The organism is Escherichia sp. WS1152 (assembly GCF_046487665.1).
Lineage (GTDB): Bacteria > Pseudomonadota > Gammaproteobacteria > Enterobacterales > Enterobacteriaceae > Escherichia > Escherichia coli.
In genome coordinates, this window is sequence record NZ_JBJQJA010000010.1 from 39,528 (window position 1) to 57,217 (window position 17,690).

The following is a 17,690-nucleotide window of genomic DNA, read 5'->3' on the forward strand; positions in this document are numbered from 1 at the left end:
ACTCCGCTCAAAGGATCTATGCTTCCTGCATGAGTGATCGGCCCGTTCGCCGATAACGATCTTCTTTCTTTAGCACGCTTTTTAGCAATTAATCTTGATGGAATTCTGACGAGAGCGAAAGAGGTAAGCCAGGTCGTACCCGACTTACCTGGAGGAGATTTAATACTCGAGAATGCCGTGCGCGACGGGCAAATAGCGCAGAGAGAAATAGAGAGTGTCTTTACCGCAAGAGGAACGTTTCGCTAACAGCGAGGCAATTTCTGCGTCCGGTTTCGGTTTCGCTGTAAAGGTTTTGCCTTTGCCGGCGACAAACAGTTCATAAACAATGCCGCTTGCTGGGGCGGATCTTTGGCAATCGGCGCTGGCCTGTAGATAACGTTCACGCTGTTCAGCGGTCAGTTTATCCACGCCGCTGCCATCCTGTACCCAGACATTAACGCCGGTTGCTTTAACGTGTTCCAGCAGTTGGCGATAGCCATCGGGCGACATGTTTCCGGCGAAAAAACTACTGATATAAACCGGTTTTGCTGAAACATCGCTAATCAGCCGCTGCGCGTTGTTTAACCATGTTAGCAAAGGCTGACGGGCGGCTTCGCTGCGCCAGTTCAGGTCGTCAATTTCCGCGCTGATGTACCAGCCATCCGGCGTTATGCCAGGCGCGGCGCTCCATAATCTGGCTTGCTGGAGATCGGCAGCCAGCAGGCGATTAAGATAGCTTTCCAGCGCTGCGGACGACTGTTTCTGGTGCATAAAAAATTCCGGATCGGCGTTCAGCCCGACAATCAGCTTCAGGCCAGCCTGTTGCGCAGCTGCGGCACGCTTAAACAATAACGTGCGCTGTTCTGGCTGGGTAAATGCATCGCCGTAACGGGTCCATTGCAAAACCAGGGTATCGAAGCCTTGCAAACGTAACTGACTCATCAGCCCCTGCCACTGGGTATCGGTAACCTGACTATCTCGGTTTTGTGGTTGCCAGATAATACCTTTCATCGCAAAGGAAAAAGGGCTGACCAAAAGCAGTGTCAGCAATACGAAAATGAACTTACGCATTTACCAGTGCACTCCAATGGTGAGAAACGCGTTGTTGCGCTCTCCGTTACGTTGATTAATCGCCTTAAAGGTATGTTGATACTCGACGCCGAGACTGACTTTGTGCGGCCAGGCGTCGTAGTGCGTCTCGCCGGTCCAAATATTCCAGCGGACCCCGACACCGCCAAGCTGCGCGCCCTGAGTGCCTTTATCACGATAGCCGTTGTCCTGAACGTGAGCGTAAGGCTCAATAGTCTGTCCGTTAGCTACCTTCTGATGCCAGCTGACGCGATAATCTGCCGTCCACGCCTGAATATCCTGGCGGATATATTGCGCCGCATCGAGGTACAGGTTTTGGGCAAACCAGCCTGAACCGTTCGGGTGCCATTCGTCGCTGTATTTGCCGCCATTAAAGAATGAGGCGCTGGCGCGCAGCATGGTATCGGATGCGCCATTTTGCCCGTTCAGCGGCAACTGCTGTTCGACGGCGAGGAAAAAGATCTGATCGCGCAGCGGCTTCCAGCGTAGACCGGTGCCGGACATCGGATTTTTCACCGGCATCATCACCCCGTTTTCTCCGGTATCGGCAAAGACGCGGCTATAAACTGAGAGCAGGTCGCCTTCCAGCAGCATATTGCGTCCGATGCGGTATTCGGCTTCCAGTTGCCCGTAGCTACGATAGCTTTTCCCTGGCGCTGCGCCGCCGACATTATTGTTAGCGGTACTCATTGCGCCGGAACGCAAGCCGATAGAAGAATCGAAACTGAACGTCCAGCGGCGACCGACCTCCTCATGCAAACGGCGGAAATTGAAGCGTTGTTGATTTTGCTCTGGCGTCAATGGGGTTATTAGCGCCTGATTATCAATGTCATCAATCACCAGCCGGGCGTAGTGCTGCGTCGCAGGCATGTCATCCAGACGCTGGTTCACATAGGCCAGTTGTCGGATCAGTGCCGGATCGTCCGGAAGCCCTTTATGCGCCTGTTCGAGCATTTCCCGCGACTGTGCGATATCACCGCTATCCCACAAGGCGTAACCAAGCGCTGCCTGGGTGTTGCTATTATTCGGTTCCAGTTCCAGCGCGGCGCGCAAATCACTCACCGCGGCCGGGACATTATGACGTTGGCGATAAATTGTCGCCCGCGCAACGTAAGCGTTGGCAGAAGGCGCAATATTGATTGAGCGCGTGAGATCGTTCAGTGCGAGTTCCGGCTGACCAGGAATGTAACGTTGCGCATGCAGCCACCAGTAGAGGGCATTGCTTCCCAGTCCACGTTGTTCTGCCTGTTGTAGCCAGCGATCGCGAGCCGCACCATTTCCTGCCGCCTGGGCGGTATTGGCAGCAGCAAGCAGATCCTCATTGCTCATGTCGTGAAGACTGATTTTCTGCCAGGCCGCCAGTGCGGTGGCGTAGTCCTCAACCTGATACGCCTGATAGGCTACCGCACGATGTTGCCAGGCGTTCGGTTGTCGTTGTTCGGCCTGAAGCCATGCATACAACGCCACACCGGGTAGCGTGTCCCGATAACACTTTGCCAGACGGTTCCAGGCGGCGGCATCGTAGGAAGGCGACATATCGCCCAGCAAGCGAACTATTGCCGGGCAATTATCTGCAATACCCGGCAACTGACTTTGCCACTGACGTTGCTCCGCCAGCGGTAAGGGTTTCGATAAAATCGCCACCTTCGCCGGCGTTGCCAGGTAAGGATGACTTTCCAGCAGAGACGCCAGTCGCGCCATTAAAGTCTGGCTGATACGCGCATCGCCCTGGAAAGGATAGCGTTGCAGCAATAAATCGGCAGCTTCCCGTGACTGCTCGTTCTGCATCAGTTGCCAGGTTAGTTGATCCAGGCGGGTAAGATTTGCCGGTTCTTGCTGATACAGCAAGCGTGCCAGACGCAGAGCTTCAGCCTTGTTACGGGTCGCCACGCTGACAGCATAACGCTCCTCAAGCATTTCATTGGCGGGGAGGGTGGCGAGCAGTTTTTGCGCTGCGTCGTACTGACCTTCTTTTAACAGCACCGGTAGCGTCGCGCCAACAACATACTGGCGGTTATCGGCAAACTGCACCGTATAATTCGCCAATGCCTGAACGGGGTTGGCGCTGTATTTAGATAACAGATAGAGCCAACTTTTCTCTTGTGCGTCCGTGGTAAACAGCGGCTTATTTTCAATGAGATAATGCTGGAGGCATGCTTTTTCGCCACGATAAGCCAGCGCGGTCGCGTAAGTAATATATGACTGAGGATCGGTGAAGATCCCCTGTGATTGCAGTGCCAGGATCCGATCGTCCAGCTGCCCGGCAAGAAGCACGTCAAACCACTGACGGCGTTCTGCCGCGCTTAATGTGTTCTGCTGGCGTGCTTCATTGTATAGCGTATCTGCCTGGGACCATTGTTTCAGGTAGATTGCCCGTTGCAGCAGATCGGTTCGCAGCGTTTTTCCTTCCGGCGATGCAGCAAACGTCGCATCGTTCAGTTGCGCTCTGGCGACAGGTAACTGTGCCAGCCGCAGGGCATTCTGCCCGACTTCACTGCGACAACGCAGGGTCGGCGCAGCATCGCACGCTTTTTGCTGGGCAAGCAGTTCTTCAACTGTCGTAACGCTTTTCACTTCAACTGGAATAGCCGCCAGACTGCGCTCAAGTCGGGCATCTCCTGGGTGACGTTTCAGTTGATCCTCAAGCAACAGCCGCGCCCGGTCATCATGACCAAAATGGCGATAGGCTTCCGCAAGGTATAAAGTCAGCGGAATATTATCCGGCACCTGCTGGTGTATATATTCAAATTCGCGGATGGCGGTTGCTTCGTCGTTATTTTTCTGTGCCTTCAGCGCCTTATCGAGACGGGGATAAATAACAAAATGGCGATAATCGCTCAGCCCCAGCTCTTCTGCGCTGGTGCCGATATTGTCTGCGAGTGCGCTGGTACTCAATAAAGACGTCAGCAGTAAACCAGACCATCCGATGACGCGATTAAGGTTATTCTCCTTCATTTTCGGACTCCAGTTGCGCAACCTGTTCTGTGTTTAAACCTGCTTTGAGTAATAGTGATTGCATCGAAACTTGTAATTCGCGTTGAATTGTCAGGACGCGATCCAACGTTTCCTGGCTGATAACGCCTTCGGTGACCAAAAACTTGCCGAGCGGCAGAGAACTGCGTTCATGGCGCAATAACAACACGTTAATTGCTGAACGATTAATATGACCGAGCGTGGTCAGTATTTCGGCGAACAGGAACTGATGCGGCACATATTGCCGCCAGATTTCACCGGCCTGCTGTTCCGTGAGCCACTGATGCTGAACCGCATTGTACAACATTGCCCGCGGATCGTGACCGCGTCGGCGTGCATACCAGTGACGTAACCCCGTGACAATTTGTCCCCGCAGAACAATGACGTAACGCACTTTGCGTCCGACTTTACGCGTCAGGGCCGCCAGCGAAACCGGGTCAATACCATCTTCACTGCCGACAATTAACTCATCATTTTCCAGACGCAGCGGCAGTACTGCATAATGCAGCGCTACGGAGGCTGGCATTTCGGCAATCAGCGAGGCAGGGATCTGCCAGGCATCGATCGACTCCCACGCCACGCTGTTTTGCTCTGCCAGCGCCTGTGCCAGTTGCTCGGCGCTAATCAGCCCCTGCATCAGCATTGAACCGCCCAGGCGTAGACCTTCGACGCGATTACGCAATGCTGTATCGAGTTGTTCTTCAGTGATGACCTGATTTTCCAGCAGAATTTGACCTAACGGGCGCAACGAGCGGGTATCGCCAGTCACGCTGGGGAAGTCATGCGTTGTTTTATCCCACGCCACGCGACGCGGATCGCCGTGCTGAAGAACCTGTTTCAGCGCGCGCCAGTTAGCCATAAAGTTAATCAGGTTGCCCCAGAAAAGACGCAGGACGGAAAGCAGGCCCTGCGTGAGGCCGTAGTAGCCAGTGACAAAAATCACCCGCTGCACAATGCGGTTAACCATCAAGCCAAAGTTTAGCCACAGCAGGGTCATTAACCATGCGCTGCCGCTAAAAATAGAAAGGAAATGCCAGGCATCGGGTCACAAACTTTCATACGCCAGCAATAGCAAAAGCTGGATCATCACCAGCATCGCGAGGAAGCTGACAAAGTTACTGATTGCCCCTTTGCGGTCGCGCCAGAGAAAGTAGTTCAGCGTCAGGCTGGAGGTCCATTTATGGGTTTTAAAGCCCTGGAAAACAATGCCGATGATCCAGCGGGATTTTTGTCGAACCGCAGTCGAAAAGGTATCGGGGAAATATTCGCGCACGCAGATCATGTTTGATGTCCGTGCGTGCTGTAAAAATTTACGCTGTTCGCGTTCTTTGGCTTCGTCCACCACCGGAAAACGGACAAAAATTTCCGTCATACCTTTTTCTTTCAGGCGGAAGCCAATGTCGTAATCTTCAGTAAGACTCTGCACGTCGAAAGCAATACCGTCACCGTCAGCTAACAGTGCGGTCACGGCGCGGCGGCTGAAACAGGTGCCGACGCCTGCGCTGGGCACTTGTCCGGCGAGGGCTTCACGCACCGGAACATCTTTGCCATGCAGCTCTGAAAACTCATCAATGTAAGTCATGCTGGTGAAGTGCGTCCATTCGCGTTCAAACGGATACACCGGGATCTGAATCAGATCTTTACGCTCGACCAGATAGTTGAACAGACGCAACTCCATCGGTGAAATTACGTCTTCGGCGTCATGCAGAATAAAACCAGCAAAAGCGAAATTGGCGCTACGCTCAAATTGGGTGATGGCGTCCAGCACGTTGTTCAGACAGTCAGCTTTGCTGGTGGGGCCAGGACGCGCGCAGACTACCTTATGCACATTCGGGAAGCGAGCGCACACTTCGTCAACATCACGCTGAGTGTCCGGGTCGTTGGGGTAGGTGCCAACAAAGATATGATAGTTTTCGTAGTCGAGCGTGGTCGCCGCCAGCTCGGCCATATTGCCGATGACGCCCGTTTCATTCCACGCCGGAACCATAATCGCTAACGGTTTTTCATCTGGTTTATACAGTTCGCGGTAACTCATTCGCGGGTAGCGGCGATAAACACTCAACTTGCGTTTAATGCGGCGTACCCAGTAGACGACATCAATAAAAAAATCGTCCAGCCCGCTGATGAACATGATGACCGCTAACGTTATCGCGATTACTTTTAAGCCGTAGAGCCAGGTAGCAAAAACATCAAGAAGCCAGTCCACACAAAAACCTTACATTAACGCTGGTTATGTTTAGGGTGGCGTATATTAAGGTTTTTTATGAATTGTGACAGCTTTTTACCATTAATAGGTATGACTATTGCGGCACGTTATTTTTACACTGGTTATAAAAGTTGCCGTTTGCTGAATAATTAAGCGGGTAATGTGATAACAAACCTTGTCCTCCGCGCATTTGACGTAACCGCAACCGTGCCTTTATGCGCGACAACAATCGATTTCACTATCGCCAGCCCAATGCCGCTACCTTCGCCTTTTCGTTGGCGGGAAGGATCAACGCGGTAGAAACGGTCAAACAAACGCGGTAAGTGCTCGGGCGCAATGGGAGTACCGGGGTTTTCGACGATAACTTGCACCTGATGCTCGACCGTCTGGCAGCGCACTACAATAGCCTCACTGGGTGGCGTATAACGTAGGGCATTAGAAAGCAGGTTGCTTAACGCCCGACGCAGCATCAGCGGATCGCCCGCAACCTGACATTCGTCGCCAACAAATCGCAACTCCACGCAGCGATCTTCCGCTAACGCCTCGAAAAAATCGAACACTTTGCCGACTTCATCCGCCAGGTTGAGCATTTTCTTTTCGGGGATTAACTGGTTGTTATCGGCCTGGGCGAGAAACAGCATATCGCTGACCATTTTCGCCATTCGCGTCAGCTCTTCGAGATTAGAGTAGAGCACATCTTCCAGCTCCTTCTGGCTGCGAGACTGGCTGAGGGCGATTTCCGTTTGCGTGATGAGATTGGTAATCGGCGTGCGAATTTCGTGAGCGATATCCGCTGAGAAATTGGACTGGCGGGTAAAGACATCCTCAATACGCTCGATCATATGGTTGAACGACAGTACCAGCTGCTCCAGCTCAATCGGCACGGTCTGCGGGTCAAGGCGAACGTCGAGATCTTTCGAGGTGATATTCTGGATTTGACGGCTGACGCTGCGGATCGGCGCGTGACCTTTATGTACCGCCAACAGCACGATAAAGACAATCAGGATGCTGATTACCGATGCGGTCATAATAAGTTTATTCATCAAATCATTTATGTAATGAAGATGAAAATCGATCGAAAGCGCGATGTAGAGCGTATAAATCGGTTTGCCGTCAACCAGCGGGCCAACCGGTAAGTTAATCATCCGCCAGTTGCTGTGTTCCATATGCCCGTGACCGTGCCCTGGCATCATAATCGTCGGGCCGGAAAGGAGATACACCTCGCCGCCCCGCGCGTCTTTATCGGGTATGGCGTCACGCGTAAACTCGCGGATATCGGGCGCACCGGGGGAGTGATACACCGTTTTGCCGTGGCTATCTGCCAGGGAAATCAACACATTGGAATAACCACTGACGATATCTTCCAGCGTCATTAAGCGTCGGGCTTGCGTCTCGTCAGGATGATTAAGTACCCGTTCAAGGGTGGCGCTAATTTCTTTTAAATCATTAATATCCTGCTCGGCAAAATGCACTTTTACTGAGTGGATCATGATCCATGCAAAGGCGAAAAACGCCGCGATGGTGGCCAGGCTGATAAAAAAGGTCAGGCGGGTTGCCAGCGAAAACGGGCGCTGAAATGGCTTACTGACCATCCGGCACCTCAAGCATGTAACCCACGCCGCGCACGGTTTGAATCAGCTTTGGCTCAAAGTCGTTGTCGATTTTGCCGCGTAGCCGCTTCACCGCCACATCAATAGCGTTGGTATCGCTGTCGAAATTCATGTCCCATACCTGCGAGGCGATAAGCGAGCGGGGCAGCACTTCACCCTGATGGCGGAGAAAAAACTCCAGTAGAGTAAACTCTTTACTGGTCAAAGTGATGCGCGTGCCGCTGCGGGTGACTTTGCGGCTGACGAGATCGACCATCAGATCGGCAACCTGAAACTGACTTTCGATAATCACCGCCGCCCCGCGCCGCAGGAGAGTGCGCACCCGCGCCAGCAGTTCAGCAAAAGCGAATGGTTTCATCAGGTAGTCATCTGCCCCCAACTCCAGCCCCTTGACGCGATGTTCAATGGTGCCAAGCGCGGTAAGCAACAGAATCGGCATCCCTTTATTGGCGGAGCGTAACATGCGCACGATATCCCAGCCGTTCACGTCCGGCAGCATAATATCGAGGATTATCAGATCATAATCACCGGTCATCGCCAGATGGTAGCCATTCAGCCCGTTGTCGGCCAAATCGACCACAAAACCGGCTTCGGTTAACCCTTTGGTCAAGTATTCTCCGGTTTTCTTTTCATCTTCGACAATCAACAGTTTCATATTTCCTCCGCATGTTGCCCGGGCAATTCTAGAGTAGCGGGATCAGATGGCAATCGCTTATTGGCAAAATGACAATTTTGTCATTTTCCTGTCACCGGAATATCAGAGCCTGGCGAGTAAAGTTGGCGGTATAAAATCACCAGAAATTATGAGCCTATGTCTCCTTGTAAACTTCTGCCATTTTGTGTGGCCCTTGCGCTAACCGGTTGTTCACTGGCACCGGATTATCAGCGCCCGGCAATGCCCGTACCGCAGCAGTTCTCACTCAGCCAGAACGGCCTCGTTAACGCAGCAGATAACTATCAGAACGCGGGCTGGCGCACCTTTTTTGTTGATAATCAGGTGAAGACGCTGATTAGCGAGGCGCTGGTGAATAACCGGGATTTGCGCATGGCGACGCTGAAAGTGCAGGAGGCACGGGCGCAATATCGTCTGACCGATTCCGACCGCTACCCACAGCTCAATGGCGAGGGCAGCGGCAGCTGGAGCGGTAATCTTAAAGGGAATACCGCCACGACACGGGAGTTTTCGACCGGCCTTAACGCCAGCTTTGACCTCGATTTTTTCGGTCGCTTAAAGAACATGAGCGAAGCCGAGCGCCAAAATTATTTAGCCACTGAGGAAGCTCAGCGCGCGGTGCATATTCTGCTGGTTTCTAATGTCGCGCAAAGCTATTTCAATCAGCAACTGGCGTATGCGCAATTGCAAATAGCTGAAGAAACGCTGCGTAATTATCAGCAGTCATATGCGTTTGTCGAAAAACAACTGTTGACAGGTAGCAGTAATGTTCTGGCGCTGGAACAGGCTCGCGGGGTGATAGAAAGTACCCGCAGCGACATCGCTAAACGTCAGGGGGAACTGGCGCAGGCGAATAATGCATTGCAACTGTTGCTGGGAAGCTACGGCAAGCTGCCGCAAGCGCAGACAGTAAACAGCGACAGCCTGCAAAGCGTTAAATTACCGGCGGGCTTGTCGTCGCAAATCTTATTGCAGCGCCCGGATATTATGGAAGCTGAACACGCGTTAATGGCGGCTAATGCCAATATTGGGGCCGCACGCGCGGCATTTTTCCCATCTATAAGCCTGACCAGCGGAATATCAACCGCCAGCAGCGATCTGTCGTCATTATTTAACGCCAGCAGCGGGATGTGGAATTTTATTCCTAAAATTGAGATCCCCATTTTTAATGCCGGACGCAACCAGGCCAATCTGGATATCGCCGAAATTCGCCAGCAGCAGTCGGTAGTGAATTATGAACAGAAAATCCAGAACGCCTTTAAAGAAGTGGCAGATGCGCTGGCATTACGTCAAAGCCTGAACGATCAAATTAGCGCCCAGCAGCGTTATCTGGCATCGCTGCAAATTACTTTGCAACGGGCGCGGGCATTATATCAGCACGGCGCAGTAAGTTATCTGGAAGTGCTGGATGCCGAACGTTCGTTATTTGCAACCCGACAAACTTTACTTGACCTGAATTATGCCCGTCAGGTTAACGAAATTTCTTTATATACCGCACTTGGTGGCGGTTGGCAGCAATAACTTTTAACTCCAGGAGAGAATAAATGAAAAAAGCACTGCAAGTCGCAATGTTCAGTCTGTTTACCGTTATTGGCTTTAATGCCCAGGCTAACGAACATCATCATGAAACCATGAGCGAAGCACAACCACAGGTTATTAGTGCCACTGGCGAGGTAAAGGGTATTGATCTGGAAAGCAAAAAAATCACCATCCATCACGATCCGATTGCTGCTGTGAACTGGCCGGAGATGACCATGCGCTTTACCATCACCCCGCAGACGAAAATGAGTGAAATTAAAACCGGCGACAAAGTGGCGTTTAATTTTGTCCAGCAGGGCAACCTTTCTTTATTACAGGATATTAAAGTCAGCCAGTAACCCAGGTTTAATGAGATGAAAAAAATCGCGCTTATTATCGGCAGCATGATCGCGGGCGGTATTATTTCTGCGGCAGGTTTTACCTGGGTTGCAAAGGCGGAACCGCCTGCAGAAAAAACGTCGACCGCAGAACGTAAAATCTTATTCTGGTACGACCCGATGTATCCCAATACGCGGTTCGATAAACCAGGTAAATCGCCGTTTATGGATATGGATCTGGTGCCGAAATATGCCGATGAAGAGAGTTCTGCGTCTGGTGTGCGCATTGACCCGACTCAGACGCAGAATCTGGGGGTGAAAACGGCTACCGTCACGCGCGGACCGCTGACTTTTGCCCAGAGTTTCCCGGCGAATGTCAGTTACAACGAGTATCAGTATGCCATTGTGCAGGCTCGCGCTGCCGGGTTTATCGACAAGGTGTATCCGCTTACCGTGGGCGATAAAGTACAAAAGGGCACACCGCTTCTCGACCTGACCATTCCTGACTGGGTGGAAGCGCAGACTGAGTATTTACTGCTGCGCGAAACCGGCGGTACGGCGACCCAGACTGAAGGCATTCTTGAGCGGCTGCGACTGGCGGGAATGCCGGAGGCGGATATTCGCCGCCTGATCGCCACGCAAAAAATCCAGACTCGCTTTACGCTCAAAGCGCCCATTGATGGCGTGATCACCGCGTTTGATCTGCGCGCGGGAATGAATATCGCCAAAGATAACGTGGTCGCGAAAATTCAGGGTATGGACCCGGTGTGGGTCACTGCTGCGATCCCGGAGTCCATCGCCTGGCTGGTGAAAGATGCCTCGCAGTTTACCCTCACCGTTCCGGCGCGACCGGATAAAACACTCACCATCCGCAAATGGACGCTGCTACCTGGCGTGGATGCCGCGACCCGCACGCTGCAGCTGCGTCTGGAAGTCGACAACGCCGACGAGGCGCTAAAACCGGGCATGAACGCCTGGTTGCAACTCAATACCGCCAGCGAACCGATGCTGCTCATTCCGTCACAGGCGCTGATTGATACCGGCAACGAACAGCGGGTGATTACCGTTGATGCCGACGGACGCTTTGTACCGAAACGCGTTGCCGTTTTCCAGGCATCGCAAGGCGTCACCGCGTTACACTCTGGTCTGGCGGAAGGTGAAAAGGTGGTTTCCAGCGGCCTGTTCCTGATTGATTCCGAAGCCAATATTTCTGGCGCACTGGAGCGGATGCGCTCTGAAAGTGCTACCAATGCGCATTGAGGGAATAACCAATGATTGAATGGATTATTCGTCGCTCGGTGGCGAACCGTTTTTTGGTGCTGATGGGCGCGTTGTTTCTGAGCATCTGGGGCACCTGGACCATCATTAACACGCCAGTGGATGCGCTGCCGGATCTCTCCGATGTGCAGGTGATTATTAAAACCAGCTATCCCGGTCAGGCACCGCAAATCGTTGAAAATCAGGTGACTTATCCGCTAACCACCACCATGTTGTCGGTGCCTGGCGCGAAGACTGTGCGCGGTTTCTCGCAGTTTGGAGACTCTTATGTGTATGTCATTTTCGAAGATGGTACCGATCCGTACTGGGCGCGTTCGCGGGTGCTGGAGTACCTCAACCAGGTACAGGGTAAGCTGCCTGCGGGAGTCAGCGCCGAGCTGGGACCAGATGCCACGGGTGTTGGCTGGATCTATGAATATGCACTGGTGGATCGCAGCGGTAAGCACGATCTGGCCGATTTACGCTCATTGCAGGACTGGTTTCTCAAATATGAGCTAAAAACCATCCCTGACGTTGCGGAAGTGGCGTCGGTGGGCGGCGTGGTGAAAGAGTATCAGGTGGTTATCGATCCCCAGCGCCTGGCGCAATATGGCATCAGTCTAGCCGAAGTAAAAAGCGCGCTGGATGCTTCAAACCAGGAAGCGGGCGGTTCGTCGATCGAACTGGCGGAAGCGGAATATATGGTGCGCGCCAGCGGCTATCTGCAAACGCTCGACGACTTTAATCACATCGTTTTAAAAGCCAGTGAAAATGGCGTGCCCGTTTATCTGCGTGATGTTGCGAAGGTCCAGATTGGCCCGGAGATGCGCCGGGGCATTGCCGAACTGAATGGCGAAGGTGAAGTGGCGGGCGGGGTGGTGATCCTGCGATCCGGCAAAAACGCCCGAGAAGTGATCGCCGCCGTGAAGGACAAACTGGAAACGCTGAAAAGTAGTCTGCCGGAAGGCGTGGAGATAGTTACAACATACGATCGCAGCCAGCTCATTGACCGCGCCATCGACAACCTCAGCGGCAAGTTGCTGGAAGAGTTTATTGTGGTGGCGGTAGTCTGTGCGCTGTTTCTCTGGCATGTGCGCTCGGCGCTGGTGGCGATTATTTCGTTGCCGCTGGGGTTGTGTATTGCTTTTATTGTCATGCACTTCCAGGGACTGAATGCCAATATTATGTCGTTGGGCGGCATTGCGATTGCCGTCGGGGCGATGGTCGATGCCGCTATCGTCATGATCGAAAATGCACATAAACGGCTGGAAGAGTGGCAGCACCAGCATCCTGACGCCACGCTGGATAATAAAACGCGCTGGCAGGTGATCACCGATGCGTCTGTTGAAGTGGGGCCGGCGCTGTTTATCAGTCTGCTGATTATCACGTTGTCGTTTATCCCGATCTTCACCCTGGAAGGGCAGGAAGGGCGTCTGTTTGGCCCGCTGGCGTTCACTAAAACCTATGCGATGGCGGGTGCGGCGCTGCTGGCGATCGTAGTGATCCCTATCCTGATGGGTTACTGGATCCGTGGCAAAATTCCGCCGGAAAGCAGTAACCCGCTCAATCGCTTTTTGATTCGTGTTTATCATCCGCTGTTGCTGAAAGTACTGCACTGGCCGAAAACCACGCTGTTGGTGGCAGCGCTTTCGGTGCTGACGGTTCTCTGGCCGCTCAATAAAGTTGGCGGGGAATTTTTACCGCAGATCAATGAAGGCGACCTGTTGTATATGCCATCGACGCTGCCGGGGATTTCCGCAGCAGAGGCGGCGAGTATGCTGCAAAAAACCGACAAGCTAATTATGAGCGTACCTGAAGTGGCGCGGGTATTTGGCAAAACCGGGAAAGCGGAAACCGCCACCGATTCTGCTCCGCTGGAGATGGTAGAAACGACCATCCAGCTTAAGCCGCAGGATCAGTGGCGGCCTGGCATGACGATGGACAAAATCATTGAGGAACTGGATAACACCGTGCGGCTGCCGGGGCTGGCGAATCTGTGGGTGCCGCCAATTCGTAACCGTATCGATATGCTCTCGACTGGCATTAAAAGCCCCATCGGCATTAAAGTTTCCGGCACTGTGCTGGCGGATATCGACGCGATGGCGGAGCAAATTGAAGAGGTGGCACGAACGGTACCAGGCGTGGCTTCTGCGCTTGCCGAGCGTCTGGAAGGTGGGCGCTATATCAACGTTGAGATTAACCGTGAAAAAGCCGCGCGTTACGGTATGACGGTGGCGGATGTGCAGTTGTTTGTGACTTCTGCGGTGGGCGGGGCGATGGTTGGCGAAACGGTGGAAGGGATTGCCCGTTATCCCATTAATCTGCGTTATCCGCAAAGCTGGCGCGATAGTCCGCAGGCACTGCGCCAGTTGCCGATCCTGACGCCGATGAAGCAGCAAATCACCCTGGCAGACGTGGCCGACGTTAAAGTCTCTACCGGACCGTCGATGCTGAAAACCGAGAATGCGCGCCCGACGAGCTGGATTTATATCGATGCCCGCGATCGTGACATGGTGTCGGTGGTTCACGATTTGCAAAAAGCGATAGCTGAAAAAGTGCAGTTAAAACCGGGCACCAGCGTGGCATTCTCCGGGCAGTTCGAGCTACTGGAGCGCGCCAACCATAAGCTGAAACTCATGGTGCCGATGACACTGATGATCATCTTCGTGCTGTTGTATCTGGCATTCCGTCGGGTGGGCGAAGCGTTGCTGATTATCAGCAGCGTACCGTTTGCGCTGGTGGGCGGCATCTGGTTGCTGTGGTGGATGGGCTTTCATCTTTCCGTGGCGACGGGTACTGGCTTTATTGCCCTTGCCGGGGTCGCCGCCGAATTTGGCGTGGTGATGCTGATGTATTTACGTCACGCCATAGAGGCCGAGCCGTCGTTGAATAATCCGCAAACATTCAGTGAGCAGAAGCTGGATGAGGCGTTGTATCACGGCGCGGTACTGCGCGTGCGCCCGAAAGCGATGACGGTGGCGGTGATTATCGCTGGTCTGCTGCCGATTCTGTGGGGAACAGGAGCAGGGTCAGAGGTGATGAGCCGGATCGCCGCACCGATGATTGGCGGCATGATCACCGCACCTTTGCTGTCGCTGTTTATTATCCCGGCGGCGTATAAGCTGATGTGGCTGCACCGACATCGGGTACGGAAATAAAAGCAGGATACCCCGTTTAACCGTGTGGATTGTGTCTTGCGACGATGGGCACTAAATGTTAAAAGGTGCCCCTCAACAAAAAAGACACACAGGGGAAAGGCGTGAAAAACGCGTCAACCGTATCGGAAGATACTGCGTCGAATCAAGAGCCGACGCTTCATCGCGGATTACATAACCGTCATATTCAACTGATTGCGCTGGGTGGCGCAATTGGTACTGGTCTGTTTCTTGGCATTGGCCCGGCGATTCAGATGGCGGGTCCGGCTGTATTGCTGGGCTACGGCGTCGCCGGGATCATCGCTTTCCTGATTATGCGCCAGCTCGGCGAGATGGTGGTCGAAGAGCCGGTATCCGGTTCGTTTGCCCACTTTGCCTATAAATACTGGGGACCGTTCGCGGGCTTCCTCTCTGGCTGGAACTACTGGGTGATGTTCGTGCTGGTGGGGATGGCAGAGCTGACCGCTGCGGGCATCTATATGCAGTACTGGTTCCCGGATGTTCCAACGTGGATTTGGGCTGCCGCCTTCTTTATTATCATCAACGCCGTTAACCTGGTGAACGTGCGCTTATATGGCGAAACCGAGTTCTGGTTTGCGTTGATTAAAGTGCTGGCGATCATCGGTATGATCGGCTTTGGCCTGTGGCTGCTGTTTTCTGGTCACGGCGGCGAGAAAGCCAGTATCGACAACCTCTGGCGCTACGGTGGTTTCTTTGCCACCGGCTGGAATGGGCTGATTTTGTCGCTGGCGGTAATTATGTTCTCCTTCGGCGGTCTGGAGCTGATTGGGATTACTGCCGCTGAAGCGCGCGATCCGGAAAAAAGCATTCCAAAAGCGGTAAATCAGGTGGTGTATCGCATCCTGCTGTTTTACATCGGTTCACTGGTGGTTTTACTGGCGCTCTATCCGTGGGTGGAAGTGAAATCCAACAGTAGCCCGTTTGTGATGATTTTCCATAATCTCGACAGCAACGTGGTAGCTTCTGCGCTGAACTTCGTCATTCTGGTAGCATCGCTGTCAGTGTATAACAGCGGGGTTTACTCTAACAGCCGCATGCTGTTTGGCCTTTCTGTGCAGGGTAATGCGCCGAAGTTTTTGACTCGCGTCAGCCGTCGCGGTGTGCCGATTAACTCGCTGATGCTTTCCGGAGCGATCACTTCGCTGGTGGTATTAATCAACTATCTGCTGCCGCAAAAAGCGTTTGGTCTGCTGATGGCGCTGGTGGTAGCAACGCTGCTGTTGAACTGGATTATGATCTGTCTGGCGCATCTGCGTTTTCGTGCAGCGATGCGACGTCAGGGGCGTGAAACACAGTTTAAGGCGCTGCTCTATCCGTTCGGCAACTATCTTTGCATTGCCTTCCTCGGCATGATTTTGCTGCTGATGTGCACGATGGATGATATGCGCTTGTCAGCGATCCTGCTGCCGGTGTGGATTGTATTCCTGTTTGTGGCATTTAAAACGCTGCGTCGGAAATAAGGCATTCACGCTACATCCGACAAAACGATGTCCGCTCTCATCCATTCGATGAGAGCGGTTTTTTTAATTACTGCTTAAATGCACCCGCCAGAGAGCGAATATCATTGCCGGTTGGCGACTGATGAAGTCGCAGACCAAACTCTTCGACAATCGCAAATATGTGATCGAATATATCAGCCTGAATGCTTTCATATTCCAGCCACACCACGGTGTTAGTAAACGCGTAGATCTCGAGCGGTAAACCGTTATCACCTGGAGCCAGTTGGCGTACCATTAAGGTCATATCTTTACGAATCCGCGGATGGTTACGCAGATATTCGTTCAGATAGGCACGAAAGGTTCCAATATTGGTCATTCGGCGCAGGTTTAATATCGACTCCGTAGAACCTTGCTGGCGATTCCACTCATTAATTTCCTGATGGCGGCTGGTTAAATAAGGTTTTAACAAGTGCGCTTTATTCAGACGTTGCATTTCGTCTTCATCAAGAAAACGAATACTGGTGACATCAATACTGATACTGCGCTTAATACGTCGCCCGCCAGATGCTGACATCCCGCTCCAGTTTTTAAAGGAGTCAGAAACCAGAGACCAGGTGGGAATAGTGGTAATGGTATTGTCCCAGTTACGCACTTTGACGGTGGTTAACCCAATATCGATCACCGCGCCATCCGCGCCGTATTTCGGCATCTCCAGCCAGTCGCCCAGTTTCAGCATATCGTTCGCGGAAAGCTGAATACCTGCCACCAGACCAAGAATCGGATCTTTAAAAACCAACATCAGCACGGCAGCCATTGCACCAAGACCGCTGATCAGAATCGCTGGCGACTGACCAATCAGCAGCGAGATCATCAAAATGCCGACCAGGATTGCGCCGATCAGTTTAATCCCCTGAAATATCCCTTTCAGCGGTAACTGAGATGCCGCCGGGAATTTCTGCGCCAGATTCAAAATAACATCCAGCAACGAGAAGACTGAAAGCAGCGCATACATCATGATCCACAACTGCGCGCAGGTAGTCAGAATATCTGCCGCTTCGGTGCCTTTTTGCAGCCAGAATACCGCCTGAATATTGACGATAATCCCCTGCAGGGTAAAAGCTAAACGGTGGAAGAGTTTATTCTGGGTAATGATTTGCAACCAAAGCCGTGAACTGGCGATGGCACGTTTTTCGAAGGTCCGCAGTACCACCCAATGCAAAATAATATGCACCACGACGGCGGTCAGAAAAATAATACCGAAAATCATCACCATCGAGGTGGTGTGATCGATCTCAATACCCGCTAAATCTTCAACCTGGGATATTAAATCCTGCATAACGTCTCCTTTATACAACAGCAGCCTATGATGACGGCTGAAACAGGGTTATGCAAATCAGGAGAATCTGAGGGGAAATAGCCGGGCAGATGCCCG

At 52.7% G+C, this 17,690-nt stretch carries 10 protein-coding genes and 1 pseudogene; 5 read left to right on the forward strand and 6 right to left on the reverse strand.

The annotated features are described in order from the left end of the window. Positions 1–159: 159 nt before the first annotated feature. The 5 genes and pseudogenes from ACJHW7_RS16325 to cusR form a co-directional block, all read right to left on the reverse strand. Positions 160–1,050 carry a DUF4434 family protein gene (locus ACJHW7_RS16325; RefSeq protein WP_001224603.1) on the reverse strand — a complete coding sequence of 297 codons (891 nt, stop codon included), beginning with the start codon at positions 1,048–1,050 and terminating at the stop codon, positions 160–162. Next, positions 1,051–4,023 (reverse strand): bacteriophage adsorption protein NfrA, encoded by a 2,973-nt coding sequence (gene nfrA, locus ACJHW7_RS16330; RefSeq protein ID WP_040234601.1) that lies wholly within the window; start codon positions 4,021–4,023, stop codon positions 1,051–1,053. Further along, positions 4,010–6,247, reverse strand: a pseudogene (nrfB, locus tag ACJHW7_RS16335) (cyclic di-3',5'-guanylate-activated glycosyltransferase NrfB). The gene nfrA and the pseudogene nrfB overlap by 14 nt, the downstream one beginning before the upstream one ends. A gap of 149 nt (positions 6,248–6,396) precedes the next feature. After that, on the reverse strand, positions 6,397–7,839 hold the full coding sequence (cusS, locus tag ACJHW7_RS16340; protein WP_021556575.1) for a Cu(+)/Ag(+) sensor histidine kinase CusS: 1,443 nt from the start codon (positions 7,837–7,839) through the stop codon (positions 6,397–6,399). Further along, positions 7,829–8,512, reverse strand: coding sequence for a copper response regulator transcription factor CusR (gene cusR / locus ACJHW7_RS16345; RefSeq protein ID WP_000770941.1), 684 nt, complete (start codon positions 8,510–8,512; stop codon positions 7,829–7,831). The genes cusS and cusR overlap by 11 nt, the downstream gene beginning before the upstream one ends. A 156-nt stretch (positions 8,513–8,668) precedes the next feature. Between cusR and cusC the strand changes: the two genes are divergently transcribed. From cusC to pheP, 5 genes are all read left to right on the forward strand, one after another. Next, positions 8,669–10,051, forward strand: a complete 1,383-nt coding sequence (gene cusC / locus ACJHW7_RS16350; protein WP_021556576.1) for a Cu(+)/Ag(+) efflux RND transporter outer membrane channel CusC — start codon at positions 8,669–8,671, stop codon at positions 10,049–10,051. Positions 10,052–10,074: 23 nt separating this feature from the next. After that, positions 10,075–10,407: a Cu(+)/Ag(+) efflux RND transporter periplasmic metallochaperone CusF gene (cusF, locus tag ACJHW7_RS16355; protein WP_000709865.1), complete on the forward strand. Its 333-nt coding sequence runs from the start codon at positions 10,075–10,077 to the stop codon at positions 10,405–10,407. 15 nt (positions 10,408–10,422) lie between these two features. Further along, the gene (cusB, locus tag ACJHW7_RS16360) at positions 10,423–11,646 is read left to right on the forward strand and encodes a Cu(+)/Ag(+) efflux RND transporter periplasmic adaptor subunit CusB (protein WP_000717160.1); all 1,224 of its coding nucleotides are present in this window, start codon (positions 10,423–10,425) and stop codon (positions 11,644–11,646) included. Between the two features lie 11 nt (positions 11,647–11,657). Next, the gene (gene cusA, locus ACJHW7_RS16365; protein ID WP_000573940.1) at positions 11,658–14,801 is read left to right on the forward strand and encodes a Cu(+)/Ag(+) efflux RND transporter permease subunit CusA; all 3,144 of its coding nucleotides are present in this window, start codon (positions 11,658–11,660) and stop codon (positions 14,799–14,801) included. Positions 14,802–14,902: 101 nt separating this feature from the next. Then, a complete protein-coding gene (pheP, locus tag ACJHW7_RS16370; protein WP_000786320.1) occupies positions 14,903–16,279 on the forward strand; it encodes a phenylalanine transporter in 1,377 nt (458 codons plus the stop codon). A gap of 67 nt (positions 16,280–16,346) precedes the next feature. Here the strand turns inward: pheP and ybdG are convergent, their stop codons facing one another. Next, positions 16,347–17,594, reverse strand: coding sequence for a mechanosensitive ion channel YbdG (gene ybdG / locus ACJHW7_RS16375; protein WP_001153146.1), 1,248 nt, complete (start codon positions 17,592–17,594; stop codon positions 16,347–16,349). Positions 17,595–17,690 lie beyond the last annotated feature (96 nt).

Bases quoted from the DNA above. Each gene is read 5' to 3' on its own strand.
- nfrA (WP_040234601.1), bottom strand. From the start codon at position 4,023: ATGAAGGAGAATAACCTTAATCGCGTCATCGGATGGTCTGGTTTACTG.
- cusF (WP_000709865.1), top strand. From the start codon at position 10,075: ATGAAAAAAGCACTGCAAGTCGCAATGTTCAGTCTGTTTACCGTTATT.
- ybdG (WP_001153146.1), bottom strand. From the start codon at position 17,594: ATGCAGGATTTAATATCCCAGGTTGAAGATTTAGCGGGTATTGAGATC.
- cusB (WP_000717160.1), top strand. From the start codon at position 10,423: ATGAAAAAAATCGCGCTTATTATCGGCAGCATGATCGCGGGCGGTATT.
- cusR (WP_000770941.1), bottom strand. From the start codon at position 8,512: ATGAAACTGTTGATTGTCGAAGATGAAAAGAAAACCGGAGAATACTTG.
- cusC (WP_021556576.1), top strand. From the start codon at position 8,669: ATGTCTCCTTGTAAACTTCTGCCATTTTGTGTGGCCCTTGCGCTAACC.
- cusS (WP_021556575.1), bottom strand. From the start codon at position 7,839: ATGGTCAGTAAGCCATTTCAGCGCCCGTTTTCGCTGGCAACCCGCCTG.
- cusA (WP_000573940.1), top strand. From the start codon at position 11,658: ATGATTGAATGGATTATTCGTCGCTCGGTGGCGAACCGTTTTTTGGTG.
- ACJHW7_RS16325 (WP_001224603.1), bottom strand. From the start codon at position 1,050: ATGCGTAAGTTCATTTTCGTATTGCTGACACTGCTTTTGGTCAGCCCT.